This is a genomic window from Pontibacter chitinilyticus, from assembly GCF_039748935.1.
Taxonomy (GTDB): domain Bacteria; phylum Bacteroidota; class Bacteroidia; order Cytophagales; family Hymenobacteraceae; genus Pontibacter; species Pontibacter chitinilyticus.
Window position 1 is genome coordinate 198,220 of record NZ_JBDIZJ010000005.1, and the last position, 17,298, is coordinate 215,517.

General features: G+C 51.5%; 13 protein-coding genes. 5 read left to right on the forward strand and 8 right to left on the reverse strand.

The features are described 5' to 3' along the window. Positions 1 to 345 precede the first annotated feature (345 nt). Positions 346 to 1,704, forward strand: a complete 1,359-nt coding sequence (locus ABDW72_RS10590; RefSeq protein ID WP_347158527.1) for a DEAD/DEAH box helicase — start codon at positions 346 to 348, stop codon at positions 1,702 to 1,704. A 277-nt stretch (positions 1,705 to 1,981) separates the two neighbouring features. Here the strand turns inward: ABDW72_RS10590 and ABDW72_RS10595 are convergent, their stop codons facing one another. Next, a complete protein-coding gene (locus ABDW72_RS10595; protein ID WP_347158528.1) occupies positions 1,982 to 2,881 on the reverse strand; it encodes a DMT family transporter in 900 nt (299 codons plus the stop codon). Positions 2,882 to 2,960: 79 nt separating this feature from the next. On the opposite strand from ABDW72_RS10595, the gene ABDW72_RS10600 reads away from it, so the two are divergent. Next, a complete protein-coding gene (locus ABDW72_RS10600) occupies positions 2,961 to 4,118 on the forward strand; it encodes an AI-2E family transporter (protein ID WP_347158529.1) in 1,158 nt (385 codons plus the stop codon). A gap of 292 nt (positions 4,119 to 4,410) precedes the next feature. Here the strand turns inward: ABDW72_RS10600 and ABDW72_RS10605 are convergent, their stop codons facing one another. Together ABDW72_RS10605 and ABDW72_RS10610 are read right to left on the reverse strand one after the other, a co-directional pair. Then, entirely contained in the window at positions 4,411 to 5,421 is a 1,011-nt protein-coding gene (locus tag ABDW72_RS10605; protein ID WP_347158530.1) for an LLM class flavin-dependent oxidoreductase, read from the reverse strand. A gap of 187 nt (positions 5,422 to 5,608) precedes the next feature. Next, entirely contained in the window at positions 5,609 to 6,598 is a 990-nt protein-coding gene (locus ABDW72_RS10610) for an aldo/keto reductase (protein ID WP_347158531.1), read from the reverse strand. Positions 6,599 to 6,991: 393 nt separating this feature from the next. On the opposite strand from ABDW72_RS10610, the gene ABDW72_RS10615 reads away from it, so the two are divergent. Then, positions 6,992 to 8,260, forward strand: coding sequence for a replication-associated recombination protein A (locus ABDW72_RS10615; protein ID WP_347158532.1), 1,269 nt, complete (start codon positions 6,992 to 6,994; stop codon positions 8,258 to 8,260). A gap of 76 nt (positions 8,261 to 8,336) precedes the next feature. Here ABDW72_RS10615 and ABDW72_RS10620 read toward each other — a convergent pair whose 3' ends face one another. Together ABDW72_RS10620 and ABDW72_RS10625 are read right to left on the reverse strand one after the other, a co-directional pair. Then, positions 8,337 to 8,861 carry a hypothetical protein gene (locus ABDW72_RS10620; protein ID WP_347158533.1) on the reverse strand — a complete coding sequence of 175 codons (525 nt, stop codon included), beginning with the start codon at positions 8,859 to 8,861 and terminating at the stop codon, positions 8,337 to 8,339. 76 nt (positions 8,862 to 8,937) lie between these two features. Beyond that, the gene (locus ABDW72_RS10625) at positions 8,938 to 9,420 is read right to left on the reverse strand and encodes an RNA polymerase sigma factor (RefSeq protein WP_347158534.1); all 483 of its coding nucleotides are present in this window, start codon (positions 9,418 to 9,420) and stop codon (positions 8,938 to 8,940) included. A 326-nt stretch (positions 9,421 to 9,746) separates the two neighbouring features. Here ABDW72_RS10625 and sppA point away from each other — a divergent pair, with 326 nt between their 5' ends. Both sppA and ABDW72_RS10635 read left to right on the forward strand, forming a co-directional pair. Further along, on the forward strand, positions 9,747 to 11,507 hold the full coding sequence (gene sppA / locus ABDW72_RS10630) for a signal peptide peptidase SppA (RefSeq protein ID WP_347158535.1): 1,761 nt from the start codon (positions 9,747 to 9,749) through the stop codon (positions 11,505 to 11,507). A gap of 193 nt (positions 11,508 to 11,700) precedes the next feature. After that, complete coding sequence (locus ABDW72_RS10635) at positions 11,701 to 12,516, forward strand: purine-nucleoside phosphorylase (protein ID WP_347158536.1); 816 nt, start codon at positions 11,701 to 11,703, stop codon at positions 12,514 to 12,516. Between the two features lie 122 nt (positions 12,517 to 12,638). Here ABDW72_RS10635 and ABDW72_RS10640 read toward each other — a convergent pair whose 3' ends face one another. From ABDW72_RS10640 to ABDW72_RS10650, 3 genes are all read right to left on the reverse strand, one after another. Continuing rightward, positions 12,639 to 13,451, reverse strand: coding sequence for a DUF4249 domain-containing protein (locus tag ABDW72_RS10640; RefSeq protein WP_347158537.1), 813 nt, complete (start codon positions 13,449 to 13,451; stop codon positions 12,639 to 12,641). Beyond that, positions 13,451 to 15,709 carry a TonB-dependent receptor gene (locus tag ABDW72_RS10645; RefSeq protein WP_347158538.1) on the reverse strand — a complete coding sequence of 753 codons (2,259 nt, stop codon included), beginning with the start codon at positions 15,707 to 15,709 and terminating at the stop codon, positions 13,451 to 13,453. The genes ABDW72_RS10640 and ABDW72_RS10645 overlap by 1 nt, the downstream gene beginning before the upstream one ends. A 230-nt stretch (positions 15,710 to 15,939) precedes the next feature. After that, a complete protein-coding gene (locus ABDW72_RS10650; RefSeq protein WP_347158539.1) occupies positions 15,940 to 17,295 on the reverse strand; it encodes a TolC family protein in 1,356 nt (451 codons plus the stop codon). Positions 17,296 to 17,298: the final 3 nt, after the last annotated feature.

Consider the following 17,298-nt stretch of genomic DNA (forward strand, 5'->3'; position numbering starts at 1 on the left):
CTGATTTTTTCAGACGCTTCTATTTCGGACCTGCTTCCGTGCCGCCGGTTTGTAGTATTAAGGTAAGCTGCTGCTAACCTGCGCCCACCTTAACACGTTAATGCGGTGCCATACCGTTAAAAAATAGCATTAGGATGTGAAAGGCCATACGTGTACCTTTGGTACTTTATTCATTTTTGCCCTTTTAGAACTAACCCTGGTTTATAAAGGTTATTACACTTTCAACAGGTCGGGAATGGCCTTTATGCAAGTATAACTCACGTTTGATTGCATTCTTCAGATTCCGGCCACCTTACCGCAAAGGCAGCGCACAAGGTGCTGCGCGGTTTTTATAAAAACCATTTGATGACATTCGAGAATCTTAACTTGATTGAGCCCATCCTAAAAGCTCTTAAAACAGAAGGATACACTACCCCAACACCCATCCAGGAAAAATCTATTCCGCTTATACTTCAGAAAAGAGATTTATTGGGTTGTGCCCAGACGGGCACCGGCAAAACAGCGGCTTTCTCTATTCCGATCCTGCAACTACTCTCTGAGGCCAAAAACCAGCAGGAGCGGGGACCCCGCCGAATAAAAGCTCTTATCCTGACGCCAACACGCGAACTGGCCCTGCAGATTGCCGACAGCCTGACAGCTTATGGTAAGCATACTGGCCTGAAACACACGGTTATTTTTGGTGGCGTGCCGCAGCGCCCGCAAACAGATGCCCTGCGTGCCGGTATTGATATACTGGTGGCGACACCCGGCCGTTTGCTGGACCTGATGGCGCAGAAATATGTGCACCTCGACAAGATCGAGATGTTTGTGCTCGATGAGGCTGACCGCATGCTGGATATGGGCTTTGTGAACGATGTACGCAAGGTGCTGAAGGTATTGCCGGAAAAAAAGCAATCGCTGTTTTTTTCTGCAACCATGGCACCTGAGATCCTGAAACTGGCCAACACCATTCTGGTAAATCCGGCGCAGGTAGAAGTAACACCCGTGTCCTCTACTGCCAACACTATCAAGCAGTCGGTATACTATGTAAAGAAATCAGACAAAAAAAACCTGCTGTTGCACTTGCTGAAAGACGGCTCTATTGACCGCGCACTGGTGTTTACCCGCACCAAGCATGGGGCCGACCGCGTAGCCAAAGACATGAGCAAAGCAGGGGTACAGGCAGAAGCGATTCACGGCAACAAGTCGCAGAATGCCCGCGTACGTGCTCTCGACAACTTCAAAAGCAGCCATACCCGCGTGCTGGTAGCTACCGATATTGCCGCCCGTGGCATTGACGTGGATGACCTGAGCCATGTGATCAACTATGAACTGCCAAATGAGCCGGAAACCTACGTACACCGCATTGGCCGTACAGGTCGTGCCGGAGCTAGTGGTATCGCCTTGTCGTTTTGCGATGCGGAAGAGACACCTTACCTGGCCAGCATTCAGAAACTGATCTCCAAAGCAGTGCCGGTGGTAGACAACCATCCTTATCCGCTCACTGCTAAAGACTTTGCCGAGGCAGCCAGCACGGTAAAAGAGCAGAAGCAGCAGCGCAGAGGCGGTGGCGGTGGTCGCAGCCGTTGGAGCAATAACGCTGGCGGAAGCAGCGCCCCACGTTCAAGCAGTGCTCCTCGGGCTAATAACAGCCAGGGAGGCGGCCAGCGCAGCGGTGGCAACCGTAGTAATGGTAGCAGCAACCGCTCGCATCAGCCCAGCTAATACTTCACCAAGTATAAAGTATAAAGTATAAAGTCCTGCCGGTGTTTATCGGCAGGACTTTTTTCATTCAGATAGGCAGGCTTTGTAAAGAGAAGATTCGAATTGAATTAAAGAAAATAGGAGTGGTAATGCTGTACTTAAGTAAAAGCCGTTTTAGAAGCTACAAAATGACTCTAAAAGCTTTCGTTGAAGTTAGCGTTCCGATCCTGTAAGAATTGGCTGGAGCTTACAACAGTTAAGCGCGTTTTCAGCTAGGGCAGCGAGCAGGCGCACTGTATTAATCTGCTGCCGGTACGTACTGCCTGGCGCGGCTTACCAGGTATACGCCCGCGAAGATCACCAGTGCATAAAGGCCTTTCTGCCAGGTAAATACGTCCTTGCCAAAGCTAACGGCAATAAGTATGGCTAGCACCGGCTGCAGGTAAATGTAGGCGCCTACCAGCGAGGCATTGGCATAGCGTAGGGCCCAGGTGTTGAACAAGTAAGCAATAATGGTAACTCCGAAAACCATGAACAGGATGGCCGCCCAGATCGCATCAGGAAAATAGCTGTAGTCTGGCTCCAGTAACTGGTTCCAGCCAAAAGGAACAACTACCACAGCTCCTACTGCAAACGCCCGGCTCACAATCGTAATAGCATTATACTTCTGCATCAGGGGTTTAACCAGCACCAGGTAGAGGCCGTAAGCCGTTGCATTCAGCACGATCAACAGATCACCCCGGATATTGCCGGCAGCACTTTCGCTATGCGAAGTATAAATCAGTAGAAAAGCGCCGGTGCAGGCCACCACAATACCCAAAACCTTTCGCCAGCCTACATGTTCTTTCAACAGTATAGCCGAGAAAAGCAGCACAATAACCGGCACAATAACCATGAGCAGGGCTGCATTGATGGGCGCAGTGAGGTTAAGTCCACTAAAAAAGCTGAGTTGGTTGATAGCGATACCCGTAATGCCGCAAAGGATTACCCGCAGATTGTCGGGCCAACCCACGATTTTTTCTTTTACAACCAGTCGCGAAAAAATACCAAAAAAGAGGGCAGCCGATACTACGCGTATCACAATCAGACCAAAAGGGCCCACATAAGCGGGCATTACTTCTTTGGCTATGCTATAATTGCTCCCATAGATCAGCGCCACTATAAAAAGCGCTGCATGCACCTGTATCTGCCTGCTCATAATGTAAAAGTAGCATGTTATTTTTTTTGCATCACCGTATAAGATGGAAAACAACTCCAATGTAACTAAAAAATATTATATGAATCAGATGCCGCTGACGGTAAAACGCGCAATAGAAGTAATGGGCCTATTTTTTTTAGGATGGATTATTGTCCTGGCTAACGGGTTGCTGGCGCCCATACTTATGGCGTTTTTTATCAGCATAATGTTGTTGCCGGTTTACCGGTTTTTTCATAAAAGACGATTTCCGGAAGCGTTGGCCATTGGCATCAGCATCCTGGCGCTGGTGGTCGTGCTGGGGCTTATCGTCTGGTTCTTTTCCTCGCAAATTGCCAACCTGGTAGCTGATTTCCCGGTTATCCAGCAAAATGTAACCACCCACCTCAACGACCTGAGTGGCTGGATAGGAAGCAAAACGGCTTACTCTACTGAAGAGCAGACCCGCTTTATCCGGGAGCAGAGCAGCAAGTTGCTTAACTATGCCGGTGGTTTACTTGGCGGTGCGGCCTCTTCGGTTACCTCTATCCTTATTTTTCTGGGGCTGCTGCCCATTTATATCTTCCTGCTGCTGTTTTACAAAAACCTGCTGCTGCGCTTTGTCTTTTTGTGGTTTCCACCGGATAGCCACCGCCGGGTAGAGGGTGCTATGCGCGAGATCGAGGTGATCATTAAAAGTTACCTTTTTGGCCTGCTGATTCAGATTTCCTACATTACGGTGCTGTTAGGCGGTGCGCTGCTAATTCTGGGCATCAAACATGCACTGCTGATCGGGATCATTTTCGCCTTCCTGAACCTGATTCCTTACGTAGGGGCGCTGTTGGGCAATATCATTGGCGTGCTGCTGACGCTTGCTTCCTCGGCTGACCTGCTGCCGATTGTGGAGGTGCTGGGTACTATTGCGGCCGTACAGTTCCTCGACAATAACATTCTAATGCCGCGCATTGTAGGCTCTAAAGTAAAGATCAACGCGCTGGCAACCATTGTGGGCGTCCTGGTAGCGGGCGAGATGGCTGGCATTGCCGGCATGTTCCTTTCGCTGCCCATCATCGCCATTCTTAAAATTATTTTTGACAGAAGCCAGCGCTTTAAACAGTGGGGGGTGCTGTTTGGAGACGAAAACCCAGAACATAGCCCGATGAATGAGCCGGTGCTGCGGAGTAAGTCCGATGCGGTGCGCGAGCACCTGGAGCGGGAAAACAATGTAGAACCACCAGAATCAGACGATAAGCTGGTATAAAATCAGCTGTCAGCAATTCCGAAGAGTTGCATTGCTGGCACTTGCTAACGTGACCCGGAATATTGCTTGGTTCGAACCACCGCTCTTTCGAACTTCCAAGTCCGAAAGTCCGCTGCGGGGGATTTGCTAATTTCTGTGTTGCTATTAACGCGGATTAAGAAATCCAGAACAGCTTTTTAGCTCTTTACCAGTTCAAGTAATTCTTCGTTTATACTTATGCCAGGTAAGAAATATAAAAGGAGGGCGCTGCATTAGAAACCTGGTGCAGCGCCCTCCTTTTTAGCTATTATACTTATTTCAATGCAAAGGCCTCGGCTAACAGCTCGAAGGAGCGTTTGCGGTCTTCAAAATCAGAGGCCATGGTGGTGACTACAATTTCATCCACTTCAAAGTCTGTAGCCAACTGTATCAGTGCGGCTTTTACGCTGGCAGGCGTACCGGAGATAACTCTTCCTGCATTTGCCTTGATGCGCTCCTGCTCCAGCGGTGTGAACTGGTAATCCTTGATGTCTTCGTAAGTGCTCAGGGCATCAAAGTTGCCTTTCTCCATCTGCACCAGCCGATAATCCAGCACTTTGCGCAGCTGGCTTGCTTTTTCTTCCGTGTCAGCGCACAGCACCATAATGGCCACTAGCGCAGCCGGTTCCGGAAATTGCTCCGAAGGCTCGAACGTTTTTTTGTAGGTGGCAACCATGTTAGGCTGCGCATTTCCGTTGATGAACTTGGCCACTGCCAGGCCCATGCCATAAGTAGCGGCCAGCCGGCTGCTGCCTCCGCTGGAGGAACTGAGCATCCACTGCATGGGAGCGGTGGCGGCCTGTGGTACGGCCAGCAGTCGTCCATGCTCCGTAGAGGCCGTATCGGTAAAGAAGAGCTGCAAATAGTCGAGCTGCTGCTGGTAGCTGTCGTCGCTGAAGTCGTTGGACGGGTTTAGCAGGTAAGCCGTCATGCGGTCGCCGCCCGGTGCCCGGCCAATGCCCAGGTCAATGCGGCCGGGGAAGAGCGCTTCCAGCAGCCGGAAATTCTCGGCTACTTTCAGGGCACTGTGGTTCGGCAACATAATGCCCCCGGAGCCGATGCGGATCTGTTCGGTGGCATCGGCCAGCTTTACCATCAGCACCTCTGGCGCCGACCCGGCAATAGCGGCAATGTTGTGGTGCTCCGATACCCAAAAGCGGGTATAGCCCAACATATCCCCGAGCTTCGCAATTTCTACCGTTTGTTGCAGGGCTTCGCTGGCGCTCACCCCTTTGGCTATAATAGACTGATCGAGTATGCTTAGCTTTAGTTTTTGGTTTTCCATGTAAGTATAAGTATAAAAGCACGAGCACGTCAGGCATCCGACCGTTGAATCTTCTCCTGAAGCAAGCTTTAGGCAATTATAGGAAGAGAGTTCGCTTTATACTTTAAACGTATCCTGTTTGCCCTTTTAGTAATGCAGGAGAAGTATAGATAACCTTTATGCTCTTAATCTGCTGTTCTGGTGCCGGTTATTTTGTGCGGTCTACCATTTTCATCTGCAATTCGTTGTAGCGCTTGCCGGTGTTCGGATACTTCTGAAGCAGGTCTTCTATCGCCTGCAAATCCTGCGCTTGCAGGTTCACGTTCACAGCATCCGCGTTCTCTTGCAGGTATTTGCGGCGTTTGGTGCCAGGAATGGGGATGATGTTCTCGCCTTGTGCCAGCACCCAGGCTAGCGCCAACTGCGCCGGAGTACAATCCTTTTGAGCGGCAAAATCAGCGAATGCTTCGGCTAGTTTCTGGTTGTTCTGCAGGTGTTCTTCTTCCTGAAAACGCGGAATAGACTTGCGCATGTCATTATCCGGCAAATTGTTCATATCAACGGTGTTGGTCACCAGGCCGCGCACCAATGGGCTGAACGGCACAAACGCAATCCCCAGTTCCTTGGTCAGCGGCAGCACTTCATTTTCTACGTCGCGGGTAAGCAGCGAGTATTCTGACTGTACCGCAGCAATGGGGTGCACTGCATGCGCTTTGCGGATAGAAGCAGGGGAGGCTTCAGACAAGCCGAGGTAACGGACTTTGCCTTCCTTCACCAACTCAGCCATGGCGCCTACCATTTCCTCCACCGGCACGTTCGGGTCAATGCGGTGCGCATAGTATAAATCGATAACGTCCACGTTCAGGCGCTTGAGGCTGCCCTCAATCGCCTGCCGCAGGTAAGCCGGTGAACCGTTGAAAGCCATGCTGCCATCGGCCTGGTGCTGAAAGCCAAACTTGGTTGCGATGAAGACTTTGCTGCGGTTCGGGACGAGCACCTTCGAAATGAGTTCTTCATTGTGATACGGACCATACACATCGGCAGTGTCCCAGAAGTTGATGCCCAAGTCCAACGCCAGGTGCAGCGTGGCGATCGATTCTTCATCATTGCGGGAGCCATAGGCCTGGCTCATGCCCATGCAGCCCAGGCCTATGGCTGATAGCTGCTCGTTTGTGTTTGCGAATTTTCTGTATTTCATAAGATTTATTTTCGTGCGGCGGTTTGCCGGGTTATTGTAGCGTTAAGTAGTATGTACTTTAGTTTTAGGGTTGTAGTTGCTCTGCCGGCACCTGTACAGAAACAGTTCTGGCAGGTGTATGTTCAAACATAGAGCCTGATTGGTTGGCGGATGATTGCTGATCCAGTGAATCGAAAGCAGGACCGCCTTGCCAACATCTGCTGTATTGACCGAGCGCTTGGCGCTTACAACGGTGAAGCACCAGGGTTTACATGCGGTGTGCCAGAGTATGCTTCTACTTTTCTACGATTCCGGCTGCCTTTCGCCGGAAAGAAGTAAGCGCGGATTGTTGACCGCTTCTCCGGCAAAGTCGTAACTTTGTCTTGAACCGATTCCGGAGAAAACATACCGCAGATGAACCACCCCAACATACCGCTTGCCGAACGCATGCGCCCACACAACCTGGATCAATACTACGGCCAAAAGCACCTGGTAGGCCCTAATGGCATTCTGCGCCGCTACATAGAAGGTGGGGTGATTCCAAGTATGATTTTGTGGGGACCGCCCGGTGTAGGCAAAACCACGCTGGCCAACATCATTGCCAACCAGATGAAAGTGCCATTCGTAGCACTCAGCGCCATCAACTCCGGCGTAAAGGACATCCGCGAGGTGATCGAGCAGGCAAAAAAGCGGCAGGGCACCGTGCTGTTCATCGACGAGATTCACCGCTTCAACAAATCGCAGCAGGACGCGCTGCTGGGAGCCGTGGAGAAAGGCACCGTAACGCTGGTAGGCGCTACCACCGAAAATCCGTCGTTTGAGGTGATCTCGGCCTTGCTGTCGCGCTGCCAGGTATACATTCTCAAGCACCTGACCAAAGCCGAGCTGATCGAGTTGGTAGATAAAGCCGTGGCACAGGACGAGTGGCTGCGGCACCGCAACGTGCGCATAGAGGAGTATGAGGCGTTGCTGACCATTTCGGGTGGCGATGCCCGCAAGCTGCTGAACCTGCTGGAGATTGTGGCCGAAGGCGTAACAGCCGAGGAAGTGGTGGTGACCAACGAGCTGGTAAAGCAGGTGGCGCAGCAGAACATTGTGATGTACGACAAGTCCGGCGAGATGCACTACGACCTGGTATCTGCCTTTATCAAATCTATCCGCGGCTCTGACCCCAACGCGGCCGTGTACTGGCTGGCCCGCATGATCGAGGGCGGCGAAGACCCCAAGTTCATCGCGCGCCGCCTGCTCATTGCCGCCTCCGAAGACATTGGCCTGGCCAACTCCAACGCGCTGCTCATGGCCACCTCCTGCTTCCAAGCAGTGCAGATGATCGGCTACCCCGAGGCGGAAATCATCCTGTCGCAGTGCACCGTGTACCTGGCCACCTCGCCCAAGAGCAACGCCTCGTATAAGGCCATCAAGCAGGCGCGGGCCATGGTGCAGCAAACAGGCAACCTGCCGGTGCCGCTCCACATCCGCAACGCGCCCACCAAGCTGATGAAGGAGATCGGCTATGGCAACAACTACAAGTATGCGCACGACTACGAAGGCAACTTTGTGCCCCAGGAGTTTATGCCGCAGGAGCTCAGCAGCACTGCTTTTTACCAGCCCGGCCAGAACGGCCGCGAGAGTGAGATGCGCAAGCAGTTGCAGGCACAGTGGGGTAAGAAGTATGGGTACTAGAAAGTTGAGGAGTTAGGGAGTTAAAAAGTTAGAGCGTTTATAAGTTAGAATGTTAGGGAATTTGATGTGGTAGCGCTTACTGCATTTGCGCTACCAGTTCTTTTAGGTGCTGGATGTGCCGGCCATACTTGTGGCGGAGGACATACTTGGTCAGCAAAAAGAAAGCAGACCACACCGCGGCATAGCACAGCAAGCGTATACCTAACGGCTGCGCATGCCACCGCGCCAGGCTGGGCTCCTGGTTCAGGAACAAGAGCAGCTCGAGCAAAGCCAGAAACAGGATGGGCAGAATCCGGAGGACCAGCATCCGAACACGGTAGCCCCGCTCCAGGGTAGTTACTTGCTTTTTCAGGTTTGTTTTCACCATACCTTCCATACTGGCTATGTGGCTTACCAGGCGGTAGCTGAACAAAAAGTAGCCGCACATTACCAGCCCGATCACCACAAAGAACCAGAACAAAGCGTCAGAAAACAGGTCATGATGCCTGGAAAGGTTGAGGGTTACCAGCGCGATCACGAGCGGCAGCACAATCAGTTGCTTCCTGAACCGGTGTTTGAGTTGGGCAATTGGCCCGTTGCTTTTGTTTTGAATAATCTCCATGATATTTATGTTTTGTGTAAGAGATATGTTTTCTGTGGATGCTTTCCACGACTGTTTCAGATCGTCCAGTTCCATGTTATTTATACTTTGTCAGTTGGCGTAGCTTTTCTTTGATGCGGGTCATCTTTACCCGTAAATTTCCCTGACTCATTCCTAAAACCTCTTCCATTTCTTCATAAGATTTATCCTCCAGGTAAAACATCACAATCGCTTTTTCAATATCATTCAATTGCTCTATAGCTTCATACAGCTGCTGCGACTGCTCTTCTTCTGCATCGGGTGCAGGGTCGCTTAATTGGATGTGCCGCGTAAACTGCACTTTTCCGGGTTGCCGGCGCTTTTCTTTCCGCAGTCCTGTAATGGCGGTATTCAGGGCCACACGGTAAAGCCAGGTACTGAGCTTAGACTCGCCGCGGAACGAAGGAAAAGCTTTCCAAAGCTGTATGATGATCTCCTGGAAGAGGTCCTGCTTACTTGCTTCGTCGTAGGCATACATGCTGCATACTTTATGGAGTAACAGCTCATTTTCTTTAATCAGCTTTTCAAATTGCTTCTCCAAGTTTTTCCTTTTTCAGTGTTTTCTCTGCAAGTAGTCGCCGCAAACCTTGTTTTGTTACAGGCGATGGTAAAAAATATGCGTTTAAAGGCAGGCAAACACCTGCTTGCAGAGGGAATTGTTATCATATATAAAATAAATTTTGTATCATGTATGTTGTTACACGGATTATAGATAATTCGCGAATTTCCTTTCAAGTTTGTCTATAAAATGCTGGCATTGGTCGAGAAGACAGCAGGCGAGTGAACAATAGGTTGTAAATTTGCTTATGAAGTTGCAGGTAGTACTTTCCTGTGCCCCAAACTGAAATCTAACTCTTAAAATTCTATATGTTAAAATTCCTGAAATATGTGCTGGCAACCATTGTGGGCCTGCTCGTATTCTTCTTCATTGGCATTCTGCTACTGGTCGGCATTGCTGCCAGTTCAGCCTCGAAAGATGAAGTGCAGATTACCAAGGGCTCTGTGCTGGAGCTGAAACTGGACCGGCCGATTGCTGAACGTGATCCGGAAAATCCCCTAGCCGAACTGGGCATATCGTTCGGCTCGCTTTCCAACACGGACGGGCTGGACCAGATCAAAGCTGCCATCCGGCGGGCGAAAAAAGACGAGAACATCGACGGCATCTTCCTGAACCTGGGTGTATTGGATGCCGGCATGGGCAAGCTGGAAGAGATCCGCAATGCGCTGATCGACTTCAAAAAGTCGGGCAAGTATATTGTGTCATACGGCGCCGTTACCACCGAAAAAGGCTACTACTTGGCTTCTGTGGCCGACAAAATTTACCTAAACCCGCTTGGGGCGCTCGAGTTCAACGGTATGAGCTCCGAAGTATTCTTCTACAAAAATCTGCTGGACAAGCTTGATATCAATGTGCAGATCTTTAAAGTGGGTACCTATAAAAGTGCTGTTGAACCGTTCTTCCTCGACAAGATCAGCGCTCCGGCGCACGAGCAGCTCAACTCCTTCCTAAACTCCATCAATAACTTTCAGCTGCAGAACATTGCCAAAGCACGCGGCAAATCGTTTGAAGAAGTGAAGAATATTTCGGAAAACATGCTGGTGCGCAATGCCGAAGATGCGAAGAAGTATGGCCTGATCACGGATATTGGCTATTACGACGAAGCCATAACTTACATGAAATTGAAGGCCGGGCTGAAGGACGATGAGAAGCTGGAGATGGTTGATTTCTCCAAGTATAAAAAGGTGAAAGACAGCGATGTGAGCACCTCCAAAAACCGGATTGCTGTTATTTATGCAGAGGGCGATATAGTAGATGGCGAAGGTGACGAGGGCAATATTGGCAGCGAGCGCTTTATGGAAGCCTTCCGGCAGGCCCGCAGGGATGAAAATGTAAAGGCGGTTGTGCTGCGCATCAGTTCGCCGGGTGGCAGCGCCCTGGCCTCCGACGAGATCTGGCGCGAGATACAACTGACGAAAAAAGTGAAGCCGGTAATTGCCTCTATGTCGGATGTGGCCGCTTCCGGTGGCTATTATATTGCGATGGGCTGCGATACAATTGTGGCGCACCCGAACACGATCACCGGCAGTATCGGTGTTTTTGGCATCATACCTAACATCCAGGGCTTCCTGAATAACAAGCTTGGGGTAACGGTAGACCACGTAAGCACCGGCAAATTTTCGGACATGCCTACCATTACGCGCCCAATGACGGAGGAAGAAAAAGAGATCATGCAGAACCAGATCAACCAGATCTACGAAACGTTCACGGGCAAAGCTGCCAAGGGTCGTAACATGACACAGGAGCACCTGAAGGAGCTGGCGTCGGGCCGTGTATGGTCTGGTGCTGAAGCAAAAGAGCGCAACCTGGTAGATACTTTTGGCGGCCTGGAGCAAGCTGTTGCCATTGCTGCAACCAAAGCAGGTGTTAAAGATGATTACCGCCTGATGGCTTTGCCGCGCCACAAGTCTTTCCTGGATGAGCTGTTTGGCAATGTTGGGTCGCAGGTAAAGGAGCAGTCGATAAAAGCCGAGATGGGAGAGTTGTACCCGTACTACAAACTCACCAAGAAGGTAGAAGCGCTGCAGGGAATACAGGCGCGCATGCCGTATGAACTAGGCGTACATTAAAACGTAAGTTCAAAACACTGGAAAGGGCTGCCGGTTTAATCGGCAGCCCTTTTTGTTTTACCGGCCACCATTTTTTCGCAAATTGCGACGCAGGATATGCGGCGCACATTAGCAACAGCTAACCGTATTCAGATCAGATTGTTCAGCTGCGCTTCGTGCCTAAACCACAAACCCATACTTATACTTTGAACCTATGCTAGAACGGATACAAGAAGCCACCACGTTTATACAAAATGCCACCCAAAGTTTTGCCCCGGAGTTCGGGATTATACTTGGTACGGGCCTGGGAGCGCTGGTAAATGATGTACAGGTAGAATTTAGTCTCTCCTATGCGGATCTTCCGCATTTCCCGGTTTCTACCGTGGAGAGCCATTCCGGTAAATTGATCTTCGGCTTACTGGCAGGTCGCCGGGTGGTGGTGATGCAGGGGCGCTTTCATTATTACGAAGGCTATAGCATGGAGCAGGTGGTCTTTCCGGTGCGCGTGATGAAGCTGTTGGGCATCCGCAGGCTCTTTGTCTCCAATGCAGCCGGCGGCCTAAACCCGTCCTTTAACATGAGCGATCTGATGGTGATCACCGACCACATCAACCTATTGCCTGATAACCCGCTGATCGGTCCAAACATAGATGCCTTAGGGCCCCGCTTCCCGGATATGAGCGAGGTATACGACGAAGAGATGGTGCGGCAAGCGATGGTAATAGCCGAAGACGCCGGCTTTGATCTGCGCGAAGGCGTGTATGTGAGCGCCCCGGGCCCTATGCTGGAAACCAAAGCCGAGTACCGCTTCCTTAGCATCATCGGGGCGGATGCTGTGGGTATGTCGACGGTGCCGGAGGTGATTGCCGCCCGCCACATGAACCTGCCGGTATTTGCCGTGTCGGTGATTACGGATATGTGTACGCCCGAGCACCTGAAGAAAGTAGTGCTGGCCGATATACTGGCAGCCGCAGCCAAAGCCGAGCCCCGCATGACGATGCTGATCCGGGAACTGGTGAAGCAAAGCTAATCCTAAGTATAAGTATAGCCAGTCAGGCTTTACGGGTAGCGCTTGTGCAGCCTGACTGCTTCGTTAGCAAGTCTTTTTTGGATGGCTTACCTGCCGATGAAAGTGGGGTTACGCCTGTAACGTTACTGAACGATGACCACCTTCCTGTCAAAAGCCAGGTTGGTGAAAATGCCGATGCCGCCCTGCACCGATGACTTTATTTGTGCGGGTTGTGCAAACGGGTTGCCGTTGGCATTGCGCGCATTGGAGGTAGAGAGCAGGTAGTCGTAGTACTGCTTCTCCACGTGGAAAAGCGTCACGATCAGTACATCGCCCCAACCATAATTATAGGCGGAGTTAAAGACGGTGCGGTTGCCATTGGTAAGTTTATCGCTCACCAGCGAGATCTGCTTCGGATCTGTGTGCAGGCTGTCCTGGTGTACGAAATACCGGTAATAATCTTCTGTGACGGCGTTGTCCTGAAAGCTGGTATAGAGATAGGCTTCGTCCTTGTCGTTGAAATTCCATTCGATCGTATCGATCGGCACCTGCGGCAGAATGGTGGTGGTGCCCGTTACCTTGCGGCCCAGGTCATCGGTTACTTCCAGGTAGTATACATCGCCCGGCTTGCCCTCCATTATATCAGACGAAACATGCGTGTACAGGCGTCCGGTCTGTTCATCGTAAGTTGGTTTATAAAGCAGTTCTGATGTGTGCCCCTGGTGCATGATGTGTACTTTTGCATCCGCTACAATGCCGGGTTGTGGCGCTTCAAAGTAGCTGCTGCTTTCCAACACCGTCATCCGCATGGGTTTGCCCGGCTCCAGGTAGCATTCTACCACTAATTGGGGTGTGTAGGATGGCAGGTCTACCTCTACATCCTGCTGCATGTCGCAGCTATACAGCAAAGCCAGCAGGGGCAACAAGGCCAGCAGCAGGTATCGTTTTGCTTTCATCAGAATTTAAAGTTATAAGTAACGGAAGGTATGGTTGGGAACAGCGATACCTGCTTGGCCTGGAAGCTCGTGATCCGACCGTCTGTTTTATCTTTCTGCTGCTCAAAATATACAAAGTATGGATTCCGGCGGTTGTAGGCATTGTAAACACTGAACGTGAGGTTTGCCTCGCCATGCCGGGGGCGTAACTGCAGCACAGCGCCCAGGTCCAGGCGGTGGTAGGAGGCCAGCCGGAAGCCGTTGCGCTCGGTATAAATAGGCACCACGGTGGCATCCTTGCCTTCCACATCCTGCATGGCATAGCGAGCGATGGGCAGCGAGAAAGCCTCTCCGGTGCTGTATACAAAGGTGCCGGTAAAGCTCAGGCGCTTGTTCAGGCGGTGCAGCACCACTACACTCAGGTCGTGGCGGCGGTCGTAGCGGGTCGGGAACCAGTTGCCGTCATTTATCGCGTCAAATTTGCGCTCTGTCCACGACAAGGTATATCCCACCCAGCCTGTGGTGCGGCCTTTTATTTTTTCGAGGTACACCTCATTCCCATAGCTGCGCCCTTTGCCAAACAGGAACTCGTTTTCGAGGCTGTCGTTCACAAACAGGTTGGCCCCTTCCCGGAAGTCGATCTGGTGGTGCATCCACTTATAGTATACTTCGTTCGTGAACAGGTACTGCCCTTTGCCTAACAATTTGCTGATGCCCAAAGCTACTTGCTGTGAGCGCTGAGGCGTAACAACAGGGGTGGAGGGATACCAGATGTCGGTTGGCAGCGAGGCCCCCGAGCTGGATACCAGGTGCAGGTACTGCCGCATACTTGCAAAGCTGGCTTTCAGTGAGGCGCTTTCCGTTAGGTTATACTTGGCGGCTACACGCGGTTCCAGGCCGCTATAGGTATGGCCGCCGCTGCTAAAGCCCGACAAGCGCAAGCCATAGTTAACCGAAAGCCGCGCATTCACCACGTAATCGTCGGAGGCATAGGCGCCAAACTCTGCAGCTTTGTAATTATTGCCGGCTGCAAAAGAGAGCCGGCTGTCTTCAGCATCGAAATTGAGCCGGCCAACAGTGAAGCGGTGGTAGGTGGCAGCAGCGCCAAACCGGATGCTGTGGCCGCCCTCCAGAAACAAATCATAATCTGTTTTCAGACTATAGTCTTTGATATTGGAGGTGAGGTGGAAAGAGAAAAGATCAAGGTCATTTTTGATCGTATAGTGGTAGCTGGTGGCGCTCAGGGTGGTATTGGCATACAGGCGGGTATTGTACTTGTGCCGCCAGCGCAACGAAGCGATACTGTTCCCCCAGTCAAAGCCTATCTTAAAATCAGTGTCGTTGAACGTGAAAAAGTCGCGCCCAAAATAGCCGCTCAGGTATATGGCATCATTTTCGCCCAGCGTGTAGGTCAGCTTCCCATTCAGGTCGTAGAAGTAGTAATCGGGAATAGGGTTGTAATCCTCTTTGCCTTCACTTGCCTTGTTAATGATACGGGTAAACACATCCGCATACGTGCGCCGGCCCGATAGTATAAAACTGGCTTTATCTTTTGCGATAGGGCCATCTACGCTCAGGCGTGAGGAGATGAGACCCAAGCCCCCCGATGTGTGAATACGTTCGTTGTTACCTTCGGTCATGTCCACATCCAGCACCGACGACAGACGACCGCCGAACTGGGCCGGGAAGCCTCCTTTAAACAGCTCCACGCTTTTTACCGCATCCGGATTAAACACACTGAAAAAGCCAAACAGGTGGGAGGGATTGTACACCACGGCACCGTCGAGCAGCACCAGGTTTTGGTCTGGTCCGCCGCCCCGCACATACATGCCCGAAGAGCCTTCGCCGCCCGATTTAACGCCGGGCTTAAGCTGGAGGGTCTTGATTAGGTCTACCTCCCCGAACAGCGAAGGCAATAGCTTTGCCTCGCGGGATGTTAGCCGCTCAATACTCATGCGCGGGTCGTTGAGCTGCTGCAACAGGGTATTGGTCTCCACCTGCACCTCCTGCAACACCTTGCTGCTGCGATGCACTTTCAGATCGAGGTAGAGGTTGGCTTTGCTGATGTAAATGCGCTGGCTGTCTGGCTGGTAGCCGAGGTAAGCGATCTGTAAAGTATGCCTGCCCTCCGGAAGGTTAAGGGTATACCTGCCGTCATCATCTGTTATACTACCGGCATGCAGCGCGGGCACTGCCACCGAAGCGCCCACCAGTGCTTCACCCGAATCAGCTGCACGTACTACCCCACTAACAACATACCGCTGAGAAATGCCGGGCACTGTACAAAGCAATACAAGTAAAAGAGGTAACAGGAACAGCGGGAAACGCATAAAGCAGGTGTTACTTTCAGCAGGTTAAATTAAGTAATGTATGGCGTAAAATAAAGGCAGCGGTCAAGTAAAGACAGTAACGCCTTCTGCTTGTAATAGTTTAATTAAGTCTGAAAAAAATGAAGACCGCGCTGCTACCAGCGCGGTCTTCAGGCAGATAAGGCTGTCAGCACTTGCCCTTAACCTTGGTATAACTGCAGGATGCGTTGCTTAAAGTAAAACTCGCACTGGCTTTGAATGAGCTCCGCTTCAGCTTTGTTCTTGTTGTTAAGCGACTCCAGGTAAGTATAGAAATCTACAACCCCGGATTCATAGCGCCGCTTGGCCGTTTCATATGCTTTGTTGGTATACTCCAGGTTGGCTATTACAGTATTATACTTCTCCTGGGCAGCCAGCACATCCTGGTACGCCTGCTGCACGGCCTGGCGCAGGGTGTTTTCGGTGGCTACATAGTCCAGCTCAGCATTGTGCAGGTCAATGCGGGCCACCTGCGATTGGAAGTGGCTGCTAAAGCCGCGGAACACCGGAATGCTCAGGCTCAGCTGCACGATCTTCTGCTGGTTTTGGTCCAGCTGGTCGAAGTATGGGATCTGCTGCATTTGCTGCGTTTCGGGATTCTGCTGCATAATGTTGGTAGAGAAATTGGAGCCGACAATGCCGTTGAGCGAAAGGGTAGGCGATAAGTTGCTACGGGCAATGCTCAGGCCAGATCTGGTGGCTGCCACAGTTGCCTGCGAGGCTTTCAGCTTTGGCGAGTATACCAGTGCCCGCGCCATTACCGAATCAAGCGCGGGGAGCGGCGCTGTAATGTCCATAGGCGCTGTTGGCGCCTGCAGCTCATAGTTCAGGTTGGGGCCGGCGTTCATCTCCTGCGCCAGTTCAAGCATCGATTTACGGTAGTTATTCTGGTGCGTGATCAGATTAAGCTTCTCGGTGGCAACCTGCGATTTAAGCTGGTATACATCGCTCTCGGTATGGGTGCCGGCCCGCTCCAGTATCTCCATACGTTTGGTTTGCTGCTCCAGTAGGGCAATTCGCTCCCGGGCGATGCGGATGTTCTCGCGGTCAAGTATGGCTTGCATAAACCTGCCGGTTACCCGCGCCTCCATGTCGATCTCGGCTTGTGACTCGGTATACTTGCTGGCATCTGCCTGCTGGCGTGCGCGCTTCATCTCAAACAATTTGGAGAACCCGTCGAACAGCACCAGCTCGCCCACAATATAAGGGTTGGAGGTGGTAGTGTTGCCGCGTTTCACCTCGCCCTGCACCTGGTCAAATGTGAGACCGTTTACCCGGTTCAGGTCGTTATAAGCCGTAATGGAGGGCAAGTAAGCAAACTTATTCTGGCGCAGATTAATGTCGGCTTTGGTGCTGTTATACCTGGCCTGGCGTAAGGCAACGTTGTTCTGCCGGGCCATATCCAGGCTTTGCTCCAGCGTCAGGCTTTCCTGCGCCTGGGCTGCTGTTGCTATACTAAGGCATAAGGCCAGCCCTCCCAGCTTTTTCAGCAGGGCTTTGGATGTATACTTTTTCATAGT